At 63.9% G+C, this 12,873-nt stretch carries 14 protein-coding genes; 2 read left to right on the forward strand and 12 right to left on the reverse strand.

The window, feature by feature from the left end; translation table 11 throughout:
• Positions 1 to 155 precede the first annotated feature (155 nt).
• The gene (locus tag KRZ98_RS19190) at positions 156 to 527 is read right to left on the reverse strand and encodes a hypothetical protein (RefSeq protein ID WP_066768595.1); all 372 of its coding nucleotides are present in this window, start codon (positions 525 to 527) and stop codon (positions 156 to 158) included.
• A gap of 184 nt (positions 528 to 711) precedes the next feature.
• Here KRZ98_RS19190 and KRZ98_RS19195 point away from each other — a divergent pair, with 184 nt between their 5' ends.
• Positions 712 to 948 carry a hypothetical protein gene (locus KRZ98_RS19195; RefSeq protein WP_066768718.1) on the forward strand — a complete coding sequence of 79 codons (237 nt, stop codon included), beginning with the start codon at positions 712 to 714 and terminating at the stop codon, positions 946 to 948.
• Positions 949 to 965: 17 nt separating this feature from the next.
• Here the strand turns inward: KRZ98_RS19195 and KRZ98_RS19200 are convergent, their stop codons facing one another.
• From KRZ98_RS19200 to KRZ98_RS19245, 10 genes are all read right to left on the reverse strand, one after another.
• Positions 966 to 1,469 carry a hypothetical protein gene (locus tag KRZ98_RS19200; protein WP_066768592.1) on the reverse strand — a complete coding sequence of 168 codons (504 nt, stop codon included), beginning with the start codon at positions 1,467 to 1,469 and terminating at the stop codon, positions 966 to 968.
• Positions 1,470 to 1,749: 280 nt separating this feature from the next.
• The gene (locus KRZ98_RS19205; protein ID WP_066768590.1) at positions 1,750 to 2,730 is read right to left on the reverse strand and encodes an SLOG family protein; all 981 of its coding nucleotides are present in this window, start codon (positions 2,728 to 2,730) and stop codon (positions 1,750 to 1,752) included.
• Between the two features lie 411 nt (positions 2,731 to 3,141).
• Positions 3,142 to 4,152 carry a DUF2493 domain-containing protein gene (locus tag KRZ98_RS19210; protein WP_066768587.1) on the reverse strand — a complete coding sequence of 337 codons (1,011 nt, stop codon included), beginning with the start codon at positions 4,150 to 4,152 and terminating at the stop codon, positions 3,142 to 3,144.
• Between the two features lie 73 nt (positions 4,153 to 4,225).
• Positions 4,226 to 4,507 (reverse strand): hypothetical protein, encoded by a 282-nt coding sequence (locus tag KRZ98_RS19215; protein ID WP_066768584.1) that lies wholly within the window; start codon positions 4,505 to 4,507, stop codon positions 4,226 to 4,228.
• Between the two features lie 88 nt (positions 4,508 to 4,595).
• A complete protein-coding gene (locus KRZ98_RS19220) occupies positions 4,596 to 5,066 on the reverse strand; it encodes a DUF736 domain-containing protein (protein ID WP_066768581.1) in 471 nt (156 codons plus the stop codon).
• Positions 5,067 to 5,391: 325 nt separating this feature from the next.
• A complete protein-coding gene (locus KRZ98_RS19225) occupies positions 5,392 to 5,829 on the reverse strand; it encodes a hypothetical protein (protein ID WP_279727753.1) in 438 nt (145 codons plus the stop codon).
• A 480-nt stretch (positions 5,830 to 6,309) separates the two neighbouring features.
• The gene (locus KRZ98_RS19230; protein WP_066768575.1) at positions 6,310 to 7,260 is read right to left on the reverse strand and encodes a hypothetical protein; all 951 of its coding nucleotides are present in this window, start codon (positions 7,258 to 7,260) and stop codon (positions 6,310 to 6,312) included.
• Entirely contained in the window at positions 7,257 to 7,466 is a 210-nt protein-coding gene (locus KRZ98_RS19235; RefSeq protein WP_253204227.1) for a hypothetical protein, read from the reverse strand. The genes KRZ98_RS19230 and KRZ98_RS19235 overlap by 4 nt, the downstream gene beginning before the upstream one ends.
• Before the next feature lie 20 nt (positions 7,467 to 7,486).
• Entirely contained in the window at positions 7,487 to 8,797 is a 1,311-nt protein-coding gene (locus KRZ98_RS19240; protein ID WP_253204228.1) for a hypothetical protein, read from the reverse strand.
• Positions 8,798 to 10,000 (reverse strand): ATP-binding protein, encoded by a 1,203-nt coding sequence (locus tag KRZ98_RS19245; protein WP_216313469.1) that lies wholly within the window; start codon positions 9,998 to 10,000, stop codon positions 8,798 to 8,800.
• 372 nt (positions 10,001 to 10,372) lie between these two features.
• On the opposite strand from KRZ98_RS19245, the gene KRZ98_RS19250 reads away from it, so the two are divergent.
• Complete coding sequence (locus tag KRZ98_RS19250; protein ID WP_066768565.1) at positions 10,373 to 11,761, forward strand: DUF6880 family protein; 1,389 nt, start codon at positions 10,373 to 10,375, stop codon at positions 11,759 to 11,761.
• 20 nt (positions 11,762 to 11,781) lie between these two features.
• On the opposite strand, the gene KRZ98_RS19255 is transcribed toward KRZ98_RS19250, so the two are convergent.
• On the reverse strand, positions 11,782 to 12,861 hold the full coding sequence (locus KRZ98_RS19255) for a hypothetical protein (protein WP_066768563.1): 1,080 nt from the start codon (positions 12,859 to 12,861) through the stop codon (positions 11,782 to 11,784).
• Positions 12,862 to 12,873 lie beyond the last annotated feature (12 nt).

The following is a 12,873-nucleotide window of genomic DNA, read 5'->3' on the forward strand; positions in this document are numbered from 1 at the left end:
CTGCGCAGCCTCGTGCCGGAAGGCGCGGGGCAACCTTGCTTCTGGAGATTGGTGTTCACCGCCGCAGCGGCTCGAGGGACAAAGGCCATGGGTGGGGGCTCCCTGCAAGCAAAAAAGGGGCCGGATTCGAGCCCGACCCCGGAAGTCATTCGCTACTATTCGCCCGGGCATGGAGGCTCCGGATCGCTGAGGAAAATATTATGATGGGCGTTGTAAACGATCTGCGCGGTCTCGTCGGTCCGCCCCTGTGCCTTGAGGATTAAATAGGCATTCGAGGTCGCGGCGATCAAGCCCAGATCATGGGCCTTGGTCGTCGCCTCATCATATTCAGCGTCGCATTCGCCGGTGATGACAAGGTCGTGGGTAACCGGGTCGGTATAGCCAGTGTAGCAACCGGCATAGTGATCTGCCCGTCTGACCTGTTCCTCGATCTGGCGAATGAGCGCGAAACCTCTGATCTGCGCAGCCCAGTAATCGGGGTCATTGGGTTCGACAAAGCGATCGAGGTGGGGTTCGGTGGTGGACATGACCGTCTCCTTGCCTCCCTTGCCTGCGCACGGGAGGAACGATGGGAAGATGAGATCTTGGGAAGGAGGGAACTGCAGATTGCAGTCGCCGGTGCCGTTAAAAGCGTCGATCGCCCCTTGCCTTGCACAGTGACTCTGGCAGAATGCGGCGCGACGGGCAGGCCATCGGGGAAGGACGATGGACATGCCAAAGATGACGGAAAGGGATCGGCTTGCCGATCTGGAAGCGCGTCAGCGCAAGCTGACGCAGGACCTGGAAAGTGCCCGCAGCGCCCTGCGCGGCAAATATGCTGCGATCGTGAATGGCCTGCCCGTCGAGAAACTCACGGAGCGGGAGTTCCGCGAGCTTCTGACGCACGCGATCCGGGTCGGTGGTGGCAGCGCGTTAACAGCGCTCAAGGGACTGTCGCCAGCCACCTGATGTACCGAAACGGATTGTCAAAGATGCCGGCAGGGGTGCGCTTCGAGGAACGCGCTCCTGTCGGAATCGGACCGGAGGGTGATGAACCGCTCTTCCGGCGTGAGCCAGATGAGAATGAAGCATCGCCGCGCCGCCAGTCGGTGAATGTTGGCAAGACTTCCCCGACTGCGACCGTCCCAGATCACGAGACCGCTGAAGGCATCCCGCGCCATCGACGCATCCTTCGGGGCATGGTAGGCGGCGGTCCCCTTTCTCCCGGAAGAGGGAATGTGCCGGACGGGCCAATCACGTAGATTGTTACGCGGTCCCTCGCCTGAGCAGTAGACCGTAACGCCACCGACATTCCGGTCGGAGAGATGGCGCTGGACCAACCGGTCCGCACCGCGCGCGTCCCCGATCAGGATAGGAAGCCGGCGATCGAGAATGCCACTGATACGCTCGATGACGGGTTCGGGAAGCGATGCGATCGAAAGTGATCCCGAAACGAAGACGCCGGCATGGGAGGGGGTGTGTTCGGTCATGGCTTTGATCTCCTCAATTGAGCCACCCTCCCCGTCCCTCCTCTCCTCTGATTGTAGGGCTGGACGTTGCAGGCACGACCATCCCCGCCGAAACGGCACCCGAAGGGTGTCCCTGCGACGAGCACGGCGGAGCCGCGCGCAGGAGGCCGGGACCGCGTAGGCGGTTCCGCATCGCGCCCGCGACGGGCCCGCTTGCGGGTCCCAGAGCGGGGGCGAGTGTGACGCTCGAAAAAGAAATGAGGACCGGCCCGGTGAACCGGACCGATCCTCTTGGGATAACTCACTGCGCCTCCCATCCCTGATCGCTGAGCGTGACGAACCGCGCCGGGATACGCTTCTCCCTGACGAGGCGCGCGAGGTGCGATTGCAGACCTGATCCTTCGCAGACCAGCGCCTCGATGGGCCGCAGTCCGACCATCTGCTCGTTGCGTACGAACCCTGCCCTCTTGCCCAGCTTCGCACTGAGGCGGAACGTGATGAGCTTCACCTTTCGGGAGGCTGCCCATGCTGCGGCCATGGCGTCGCACCCCTTGTCCTGCGCCGTCGTCGCCAGCACCATCTTCGGATTTCGGGATTTCGCCTCGTCGAGTTTGCCCCAGATGAGGCGGTCGTCGAACCAGCAGTCCGCCCCGCCGGAGAAGATCACGATGGGCCCCTGCGGATTGTGCGCGTCGGTTCGGCGCTGGCGGCGGGCGGCGAGGAAATCGGTGGCGGCTATGACCGAGGCAGTGCGCTTGCTTGACACCAGCGATCCTTTGGGCGCGGACCACGGCCGCCCGGTTTCGGTGTGGAAGACGTCGGCGGCGTGATCCCGCATGCACCGCAGGGCGTCGGTGGCTTCGTCGAGATATTCGAGTTCATCGCGTGCCTGCTCGAGTTCGACGCCGTGGATTTCGCTGCCGTCGGCGCGCCGCAGCAGGTCCTGAACATCACGCATCGCCTTGTCGGCCTGGCCCTGCCACTGGTCGGCGACGTGATGGAAACTGTTGACGATGCCCCATGCGAGGCGTTCGGCGGCGGGCTGTAACCGTGTGTCCCGCAGCACGTCGAAGAGTGTCGTGACAATGAGTTCGACGGCAAGCTGTGCTTCCCTCGGATCGGGCATGTCGGTTGCCATCTCCTCCTCGCCGCGCCCGATGCGGACGCCGTCGAGGTCGGAGGTGAAGGCGGCGTGGAAGTCGTCGGTGGTGGGCCTGGTCTCCTGCGCGATGAATTCGGCGATGTCGGAGAATGGGCGGACGCTGCGGTTGATCTTCGTCATGTGAACCTCCTTTGAAACGAAAGAGGTCCCCCCTTGGGCACGGGCTCCGAGCGGCGGGGTCAAGGATCGCGTAGCGACCGGCGCAGCCGGCGATGGGGGTCACGATTTTTTTGGGCGGCCACCGTCATCGCAGAGGAAACGCGCCGCTGGACCCGCCCAAAAAAATGGTGGGGCCCCGTCGTCCTTGAGGCCGACGCGGTCCCGTGCCACCATTGGAATTCTTGAGAGAGAGAAGAGGCTTTGCGAATCTGGGGCTCGATGCCCCTGATTCGCAAATGGGTGCCTCCAGGCGCCCGCCTCGCGGGGAGCACTGCCAACCCTTGACCTCATCGCCGCGACCAGCATCCCCCGCATAAAAACGGGGACAGCGCGCAGCGCCGCCCCCGACGGGATGATTGAAGTTTGCAGAAGTTACGCCGCCCGACGCAACCGACCTCGTTGCGGTGGAGCGACCTTTTCGACCGGAGCCTGATCGGCCTTGCGGAACGCATGGATCGGGACGCCTGCCTTACGCAGGGCCTGATAAAGGTTGGCCTGAATACCTGATCCCTCACCCAGCAGGGCTTCGACAGGCTTCAGGTCCACCAGCTTGCGATTGCGGGCAAAGGGTGCACCGCGCCCCGAACCCGTCAGCGAATAGGTCACGAGTTGTACGTCGCGACTGCCTGCCCATGAGGCCACGATCGCATCGAAACCCTTGCGCTGCGCGGTCGTCACCAGCGTCATGTGCGGGATGCGCTCGAGGATGGTATCGAGCCGGTCCCAGAGGAGTTGCCAGTCATGCCATTCCGCATGGCCCGAGGCGATGACGATCGGTCCTCTGGGGCGGTACCGCTCGCGTGTCGCAAGCTCGCGGGCGCGCAGGAAATCCTGTATCGAGACCTGCGTGGCGGTCGCCACCTTGGAGACGCGCGACCCACGTGCGGGTGACCATGGACGGCCCGATAGTGCATGAAAGGTCTCGGCGGCATAGTCGCGCATGCACTCGACCGCCTCGCGCTGTTCGGTCAGCGACTGGCACAGCAGCTGCTTCTCCTCCAGTTCGGTATTGAATACCTCCGAAGGCTCCGTCCGGCGGATCATGTCGCGCAACTCGTCGGCCAGCATGTCCTCCTGTCGCTCGAGCTTGCCGGCAACGAAATGGAAGCTGTTGACCATGCCCCATGCGATCTCGGGCGCGAGCGCGTCGAGGCGGGTATCGGTCAACAGATCAAAGATGGTGGCGATCACCCCGGCGCAATCGGCCTGCGCGTGAAGGGGTTCGGGCATGTCATGTTCGCCGGGTTCATCGCCAGGGCTGATGATCGAAAGCGGCATGGGATCGCCGAAGGCGCGCCTGAATTCCGGGGTCGCCGTCATCTGCGCGATCAGTGCCGGAAGGTCTGCGAAGCGGCTGATGCTGCGCGAACGGTCTTGGGTCATGGGACTTCTCCCTTTCATGCAAAAAAAGAAAATGGGGCGCAGACGCGCTGGCGTCCCGCCCCATGGCGTCGGATCAGTGCATGCTCGCCCGAGCGCGCGCGACGAATGTCGAGCGCGTCAGGACGGCATCGACGATGTGCGCCGCATGCGGCGCGAAGGGTGTGCCATCGAGCAGGTCGTAGATAGCCGCGATGACCTCGCCGCAGGTGACCCCGATCGGGATCGCTGGCGTGCGGGTCGTGGTGGAGATTTGCGGCGTGAGCAGCTCCGCAATGGCGGGACTGGCCATAATCGCGGCACAGAGCGCGGAGAGATCGGCGAACGGGGCGAGGTCATGCAAGGAAGAAAACGACATGGACTGTCTCCTCATGGACGAGAAAAAAGAATGGGCCGGGGAAGCCTGACGCCTCCCCGGCCCGGAACCTGTTCCGATCAACCGGTGATCAGAACGGGTCCTCCTCGCCGAACGGCGCGTCGGCACCGGTCAGTTCTCCGTCAGTACCTGCGGTACTGTCGCCGAAGCCGCCCTGATCGCGCGAGCCGCGATCGTCATAATTGGTGCGGCTGGTCCCCATGCCTCCGCCGAAGTCGGAGCGCATGTTCTCGCGCCGCCACGCGACCATGTAGCCGCCATGATCCGCCTGGAAGAGCGCGATCGGCAGCGGTTCGGGCAGGCTGGGGTCGTCGATGTTGCCGGCAAGGAACACCTCACCGGTACGCTTCGAGGCGGCCTCCCACAGTGCGCCGACCTGAACCCAGCGACGCGCGACATTAAGCGCTAGGATCTCGAAGACGGGGGCCTTCTCATTCTCGCTCATGACCTTGCGCAGCCCGATGCGGGGGAGATCGATCGTGCGGGTGGCGATCGAGCCCGTCAGGCGGCCGTTCTGATTGAAGATTTCACCGATGTTCATCGTCTTGACCTTTCGAATGTCGCTCGAAATCCATTTTCCGGCGACACCCTCCCCGGTCCTTCTCTCCTCTGTATCCCGCCCTCGCCCCGCGCGCCGCCCGCTCGCGGCCAGGCGCTCCCGTTCCCGCTGGCGCGACGCCGCCCCGCCTGCCCCACGCTCAACGCCGCGTCCCGCCCACAACTCTGCGTGACCACCGCGGAATGGCGCGGAGCCGGGATGGAAGGTGCGGGGCCGAAGATGGGTTGGGGAGCGAGGCTGGAGGCGCGGCGGTAGCCGCGCTGGCGCTACCGTCGCTGGAGTGCCTGTCGCGGGGCGCGTCGCAGGATCAGGCGGTTCCGGCCGGCGCTGCAGGTGTGACGGGAACCACCTGCACACACTGGTGCGTCCCCAGTATCGCGAGCAACTGGCTGATGGCGGCGGCCCGCGCGGCGGAATCCGGGAATATCTCGATGGTGTAGGCGTCGCGTGCGAACATATCGCCCTGATCTGCCGCCAGCGCGACATGATCGGCAGGCCAACGGCAGAGCAGAAGCCAGGGCCAGCCCGCGATGGTGGGATCGAAGAGCGCGAAGACGATATCGATGGTGGTGAGCGCGGACGCTCTGCGATCGAGCAGATCGGGCACGATCGGCGCGGGTCGATCTGCCTGGAGGAAGGCCTCGAACTCCTGCCGCTCTTCAATGGTCTCCAGGATTACGGGATAATAGCGCCCGAGTGGCAGGCTGGTAGACGCAAAGGCCAGGGGAACATCGATCAGCAGCACATCGGGCAGAGTCGCGATAGCCCGTGTATAAAGATGTCGGTTTATCGCGAGATCGTCAGAAAGACGCATCGGGGGATGGACAACTCATAACCAGCGGGAAAGCCTTAGCTGCATGCTCTTCACCCAGATCCGAAATCTCCCATGGCCTCGAAGCACAAGCTGAATTGAGGCGGGCCGACTTTCCGGTTCGACGTCGAATTCGCCGGCCTGGCGGGCGGACGTACCTCGACGGGTAGACGGCAGATCATCCTCGGTAAAAAGGCTGGCTTGCCGCGCGTCAGACATCAGGGGTCAATCCCATGTTCCAGCCCGTTCCCTCTATCAAGATATTGCAGTCGGCGCGTCCGGATACTGCAAGGCTAAGGGATAGAATGATTCAACGCAAATGACAGCCTTCACACCGATCATGCCAGGGACAAGGCATGGTGAATATCATTGAAATGCGCCGTTTCCCGCTCACCAGCGGTCGGGGCCGATACATCAGTTAGCCTCTCTGACCTCGTCCAGGTCGTTGGCAATATTTGAAGCGTATGCCAGCCCCGCGTTGAAGCGTTCGATCCATGTCTGGATATGTGATCGCTGCTCGATCGGGACGGCTGCTGCGGCCCGCTGGAACTCGAGAAGATCGAGGGGCGCGCTGGCAATGATCGAATCGATCTCGGCGACATCGAGCAGCCTCTCGTTGCGGATGAACGCGGTCATCGATCCGGGACGCTTTTTCGTCGATTTGCGCCACAGCCCTTCGACGGTTCGAAGCCGCGGTGCGGCGCGCGCTTCAAGCAGAACGATGAGGCGCAACTCCTCGCGCGTCAGCGCGCGGACCTCTGAAATCTGCATGGCCGCGCAGAAGAAACATGAGCTTTTATAGAAACTTGGCAGGCCAGCATCCGCGATAATGCGCTCGCAATCCTCGCGAGTGAAACCCCACTCCCGAAGAGGATATCTGTACTCATAGAGGTCCGAGATATTCCCTTCGCGATGGGCGTAGCGCTGATTGTCACGCGTTGAGCAGTCGTAGCCGATCAGGCGGGTGACCTTATGCCCGTTCGCCCAGGCATGCTGTGCCGGAGGCCAGGCCTTAACCCATTTATCCTGGGGCGAGATTTTATGACGGGCACTGCAGCTATGCTGGCCGAAGCTGATCGACGGCAATGTGCCATTCGTCAAACAGGCGTCGAGCAGCGACGTATAGGGCGGCCAATGTTTGAAGAAGCGGGCCTGATACTCGACGATCTCGTTGGGAACACCATGATCGTCCATCCACTGACGGAAGACGGGGATGAGCCGTCGCGTATGAGGCTGCTCGGGCATCGCAGCCAGCAACGTCATGTCCGGGATTTCGCCGCGACGGACAAGCTCGATGATCATCGCGGTGGAGTTGGTGCCCGCGCCCCATGCCGCGACGACGGGCGCGCACTTACCCGCGCTCATGCGACCATGGCCAGCCAGCGGTCCGGCCAGGCCGGCGGTCGCATCGTAACCTTGAATGCCTGCAGGGGCGCAATGCCATGCACGACATAATGCGGCACGCCGGTCGCACGTCGCAGTTGCTGTGCCGTTCTGAGGGCATGATCGAAGGAACATAAACGGCCGCGAAACGGCGACAACCGGGCGGGCAGATCGGGCAGCGGCATCATGGCCTCCATGCGAGACAGGGTCAGGCGGCGAACGGAAGATCGGCATCGACCGCTGCAGCGGGCTCGAGCGCAAGCAGGCTCTGAAGCGTCACAGGCGTTCGCTTTGCCCGGCGGGTTCTGGGGCCTCGGGCGGGCCTCGCCGGATCGTTGAACCGGCAGCCGATACGCGCGGCGTGCTTGCCGATAACGGCGGGATCGCGGCCAAGCGCCTGGGCGACATCGACCATCGACACGCCATGGGTCCAGGCATTACGGATCGCCCTGTCCTCCGCAGGGATGAACGCGCGCATGAAGCCGTGCGTGAGGCCCATCCGATTGGCATGGTAGAGGACGGCGCGCGCACCGCGACCCAGATTTTCGGCAATTGCACGTGTCGGCACCTTGCCGTAGTCCGCTCGCAGCCGGGCTTCTTCCTCGGCCGTCCAGACAGGGCCCTGCCGGAACCCATCCCGATGGACATGGGTGCCACGCAAACCCAGCGCTTCCGCACGCCATCTGATCGAGTGCGAAGTGCGCCCAAGACGCTCGCGCAGCGGCGTCAGGCTCTTGCCGGTCGCATAGGCGTGGCGGAGGAACTCGTCTTCCTCGGTGATCCAGGGACGGCCCCAGCCCCTACCGTAACCCAGTTTGCGAAGGCGCTGCCCGAGGCTGCGGCTGTTCCGGGACGGGAAACCTTCAGCCGTCAGAACCTGCACGATGGCAACATAGCGTGCACCGGTGGCCGCCAGTTCGAGCGCGCGCGTCATTTCCGCGTCGCTCCAGTCGCCCGGCTGGCAGGCATGACGTAGTCCCAATGCCGAAGCGCGCGAAATGACGCCGGCAAAGGGACGGCCGATCAGGCTGGCAATCTGGGCGACGGGAACGCCGTTCTCGTACCCGGCGCGCAGTTGTGCGTCCTCCCAGCCACCGTAAGGCGGGGATCCGGGCTCGGACAGGTCGAGCAAGCGTGCGCGCGCATAAAGCGCATTCACGCCCCGCCCGAGCCGTGTCGCCAGCATCGCAGTCGGCTCTTGCGCGTAGCATCGCGTCAGTTCCTGGTCGTCCCAGCCGCTCCATGAACGCCTCGAGTTCCGGCGCAGACCAAGATCATGGATACGCGTGGCGACGCCTGCTCGGGGCCTGCCGAGCATGGCCGCGATCTCGTCGATCGTGCGATCTTGGGCGAAGGCGTCGCGCAAGCGCGCTGTTTCATCGGGAAGCCACGCGTCGGCGCGAAACGCCACTTCGGCAAGCGGCGCTGCGTCGAGCGCCGTCGGGCGAGGAATGAAGGGAACGAGTTCAACAATATCCGCGTCGAGATCGAAAGACGGCTGGGGCATGGCGATCTCCATTCACACAAGGCCAACGACGGGCGTGTCGACGACGCGCAGCCGCAGCCGCGCCGACAGACGCGCAATCCGCGTGTTCCCGCGGGGCATGGTGTCGGACGCGCCGATGGCAGCAAGCAGGTCGAGCCCGGCGTCGATGTCGTTGGCCGGCAGCGCCAGATGACGGGCAAGATCGTCCGCGGTCGTGGCATTGGGTGCGATATGCCCCAGGGCGCCGATAATGCGTGCGGCAGCCGGAGCGGCGGGGTCGATGAGGAAGGCGTCGAGCGCACGTTGGCCGCGCATGACCATCGATTTCGCTCGTGCCGGTGTAACTTCGCGCAGGGCGTCGAGGTCTAGCAGGCTGCGGCTTTCGTCGGGGTCGAGATCGGCGGCGGCGACCAGATCGGGCGTTCGCCCGATATGCGGGGTGATGGTGGGATCTATCTTCGCCAGCACAGGCGTTGCCGCCAGCGCAGGACCGAAGGCGAAAAACTCGCCGGGTGGAAGCTGGCGCAGAAGCGCAGCCTGGTCGCTCCCGAAGCCGAGCAGATCGGCGGCGCGCGCGACATCACGGTCGAAGACGTTGAGGCCGATCAGGTGATTGTGCAGTTCGGAGACCACGGAACTGGCGAGCTTGGCAAGGCGCTGGGTGGCGACGATCGTGCCGATGCCGCGCTTGCGACCTCGGGCGCACATGTCGGTGAGCGTGGCGACGCCGAGGCGGCGGGTCTCGGCATCGCGCGCAGAGGCGGCCATGTGCGGCGCGAGCAGATGCGCCTCGTCGATGCAGACCAGCACCGTGTTGCCCCAATGCTCGCGCGGCGCCGAAAGCAGCCCGGCGAAAAAGGCGGCGGACTTCTCGATGCGATGATCCGGCTCCAGGTCGTTCAGATCAAGGTGCAGCGCAATCCGATGCTGGCGGGTCCGCAGCGCCAACCCGGTCAGGCCATCATTGGCATAGTCGCGGGCTATGACGGTGGTCGCGCCGATATGGGCTGCAAGGTTGGCGAACTCGCCTTCCGGGTCGATGATGATCGTGGTGAGATAATCGAAGGCTTCCTCGACGATCCGGCGCAGCGTCTGGCTCTTGCCAGCGCCGGATGATCCCTGGATGAGACAGCGCCCGGACATGAGCTTGCCGAGATCGAGTTCGAGCTGGCCGGTCGAGCAATGGCCGAGCGGGACGCGGGCGTCGCGCGTAAAATTGCTGGAGGCGACGTTCATCGGGCGTACTCCTTCACCGGCCGCCCAAGACGGCTATTCATGTGGAGTGTGGCGGGAACCATCATGGCGATCTCCTTCCGGGGCTGTCCGAATTGACCCTCGCTTCCATTCACCCCCTTCCCTCCGGTCGGATTGCATGGCGGACAGATTTACGTTCCGGTTTTCAGACGCATGCCGTTGCGGCAAATAGACGGGCATGCCTGATTCTCCGGATTCGAAACTGAACCAACTGCTTCGTCGCTTGCCTGACTGGATACGCCGCGATCTCGCTTCCACAGACGCTTCACGCCGAGCGCGTGCGGAAGACTCGCTGCACGCCATGCTGATGCCTCTGATCGCCGCCGAGCGCGCGGCGGGGAAAGACGCAGGTTGATGGCAGCAAGCGGGAAGGCCTCGCGCAGTTCGACCAGGCTGACGCTCGAAAATCTGGAGAGCCTGGGCGCGGCCCGGCTGGCGCGGCTGGTGCTGAACCAGGCCGAGGCCGATCCGATCTTTGCGCGTGCCGCGCGGATGGAACTGGCGGCAAAGGATGACAGCGGCGCGCTGGCGCATGAGATCGAGAAGCGCTTGAAGACCATCCGTAGGTCGCGCAGTTTCATCGAATGGGACAAGGTGCGGCCGCTCGCCCAGGAGCTCGACCAGCTGCGCGCCAGCATAACAGGACCGCTGGCCGAAGCATCGGCGGCTCGGGCGATCGATCTCATGCGCCTGTTCCTCAGCCTTGCCGAGCCAGTGTTCGAACGCGCCGATGACAGCAGCGGTACTTTGGGCGTCGTGTTTCGGCAGGGCGGCGAAGATCTGGGAAAAATCTGGTGCCGCGCCGGAGCGCCGGAACCAGCAATCCTCGCTGATGATATACTCACGCTGATCGAGAGCGACGGCTATGGCGTGTTCGATGAGTTGCCTGAGGCCGCCTCGCCTGCGCTGGGCAAGGAGGGCCGGGCGGCATTGCGACAGCTGCTATTGGACCGTCAGGAGACGCTGACGGGAACGGAACGGCGCAGCTTCGACTATAAGGCCGGTTGGCTCCTGCCCAAACTCGCCGACCTCGATGACGATGTCGATGCCTATATCGCCACGGTCGATCCTGAGCGGCGTAACGCGCTGCTCAATGCGAAGGTCGCTGAGCGACTGATCGCGCATGGACGCGCCGAGGAAGCGCTCGGCTGGATCGATGCGCCGACCGAACGCGGGCATAACGAGCGTGAGCTTTCCGACCTCAGGCTACGCGCTTTCATCGCCTTGGGCCGCAGGGAAGACGCGCAGGCGCAGCGCAAGGCGATTTTCGATCGCTGGCTGGATGAGACAGCGCTGCGCGACTGGCTTAAGTACCTGCCCGATTTCGAGGATCTCGACGCAGAGCAGCAGGCGCTCGATCAGGCAATGGCGTTCGATCCGAGCGTTAGCGCGCTCGCATTTCTGGTCGAATGGCCGGATCTAAAGCGCGCCGGCCAACTGATCCGGGCTCGGATCGATCGGCTGGACCCGCGGGCCTATGAGGTCCTGCGGCCCTGCGCCGAGGCCCTGTCGTCGAGCGATCCGGTTGCTGCCACCCTTCTTTACCGCAGACTGGTCACTGGCGTGCTCGATCGCGGCGCTTCAAAATATTACGCCTATGCCGTGCGGGATTTCGTGGCTGCGGGCAAGCTTGTGGACGGCGTTGATGGCGGGTCAGATACCATGTGCCATACTGACTGGGTTGATTTTCTGCGCAAGAGCCATGGGCGCAAAATGGGCTTTTGGAGCCAGATTCCAGCCTGAGGGATGATACCCGGCCAGTTCTACCAGTCGTGGACCGGTAGGACATCAAGGCTGCCTGCGTCGCAATCGAGCAGGACGAAACGGAAACCCCGATCGCGGCCGAACGCGATCAGCCGCAGCAGGTCCTCCGGCAATTGCGCGCGGCATTCCTCAGCCAGTTCGCGTGTCGGCACGAACCAGCCATAGACCGAGGCGGCAATATCGATCGGACGCTCGCTTGGTGGCCAGGACGCCCATTTGTCGAGGCGGTCGGCGGTCTGAAAGGTCAGATGGGCGGTCGACAGGACGCAATAGGTTCCGGTTTCGGGGAGTTGCGGGATGCGAAGGGGAATTATCGGCGGTTCCAACGTCACGCGATCGGTTGAACAGCTCTCATGCCCATGATCGTCGAAATAGGTCTCGATGATATCCCTGTCTGAAAGACTATGCGGATCCCTGTTGTCGCCGATCTCCCTCCACCATTCGCGGCAATAGGCAGCGACTTGTGCGTCAAGCGCCTTCGCATCGAGAGCGACATGCAGGTTCGTGCCGTGCCGGTGTTCGATGACCGCGACATGGACATCGGTCGGCCAGGGCAAGGGCGCGGCCGACAGCCGTCTCTCGGCGTGGGCAATGTCCCAGATCAGCGCATTGGAGCCGTCGGCGGTGAGACCGGCCGGCGTCTCCAACGCGGCGCGTGCTCGTGCCAACAGCGCGAGATGTTCGGGCCGACCGACGGGCACAGGGGCCTTTACGGATGCCCCCTTCCGGACGGCGGCGCGCTCACCCCCGGGGACGTCCCGGTGGGCGCTATCGGTTCGGATGTCAGGATGGCGCGGATCCGACCAGTCGATCGTGTCGACGATCCACTGCGGCACGAAATCCCAGTCGAAGGAGAAGGGAGAGCTCTCCTGAGCCTTGTACCAGGCGGCATCGACCGCATCTGTCCAACCTACGACCATCAGGCGCAGTCCAGACGTGCCAAGAACGTCGAAGGTTTTGCGGATTGCCAGCGCTCGTTCGATCGCGTGAGGTTCGGCATCGGGGCGGTCGCGCAACTCAAGGACCGCTTCCCACAAACAAGCAGCCGCTTCGAGATGGGATAGCGTGTAATGGTTCATGGATAGGGTCCC

Origin of the sequence: Sphingobium sp. AS12, assembly GCF_019097845.1 — a bacterium.
Classification (GTDB): domain Bacteria; phylum Pseudomonadota; class Alphaproteobacteria; order Sphingomonadales; family Sphingomonadaceae; genus Sphingobium.

What these genes read in the sequence shown, in the direction of transcription:
- KRZ98_RS19230 (WP_066768575.1), bottom strand. Translation starts at nt 7,260, where the DNA reads ATGAGCGCGGGTAAGTGCGCGCCCGTCGTCGCGGCATGGGGCGCGGGC.
- KRZ98_RS19250 (WP_066768565.1), top strand. Translation starts at nt 10,373, where the DNA reads ATGGCAGCAAGCGGGAAGGCCTCGCGCAGTTCGACCAGGCTGACGCTC.
- KRZ98_RS19240 (WP_253204228.1), bottom strand. Translation starts at nt 8,797, where the DNA reads ATGGAGATCGCCATGCCCCAGCCGTCTTTCGATCTCGACGCGGATATT.
- KRZ98_RS19205 (WP_066768590.1), bottom strand. Translation starts at nt 2,730, where the DNA reads ATGACGAAGATCAACCGCAGCGTCCGCCCATTCTCCGACATCGCCGAA.
- KRZ98_RS19255 (WP_066768563.1), bottom strand. Translation starts at nt 12,861, where the DNA reads ATGAACCATTACACGCTATCCCATCTCGAAGCGGCTGCTTGTTTGTGG.
- KRZ98_RS19220 (WP_066768581.1), bottom strand. Translation starts at nt 5,066, where the DNA reads ATGAACATCGGTGAAATCTTCAATCAGAACGGCCGCCTGACGGGCTCG.
- KRZ98_RS19200 (WP_066768592.1), bottom strand. Translation starts at nt 1,469, where the DNA reads ATGACCGAACACACCCCCTCCCATGCCGGCGTCTTCGTTTCGGGATCA.
- KRZ98_RS19235 (WP_253204227.1), bottom strand. Translation starts at nt 7,466, where the DNA reads ATGATGCCGCTGCCCGATCTGCCCGCCCGGTTGTCGCCGTTTCGCGGC.
- KRZ98_RS19195 (WP_066768718.1), top strand. Translation starts at nt 712, where the DNA reads ATGCCAAAGATGACGGAAAGGGATCGGCTTGCCGATCTGGAAGCGCGT.
- KRZ98_RS19245 (WP_216313469.1), bottom strand. Translation starts at nt 10,000, where the DNA reads ATGAACGTCGCCTCCAGCAATTTTACGCGCGACGCCCGCGTCCCGCTC.
- KRZ98_RS19210 (WP_066768587.1), bottom strand. Translation starts at nt 4,152, where the DNA reads ATGACCCAAGACCGTTCGCGCAGCATCAGCCGCTTCGCAGACCTTCCG.
- KRZ98_RS19190 (WP_066768595.1), bottom strand. Translation starts at nt 527, where the DNA reads ATGTCCACCACCGAACCCCACCTCGATCGCTTTGTCGAACCCAATGAC.
- KRZ98_RS19215 (WP_066768584.1), bottom strand. Translation starts at nt 4,507, where the DNA reads ATGTCGTTTTCTTCCTTGCATGACCTCGCCCCGTTCGCCGATCTCTCC.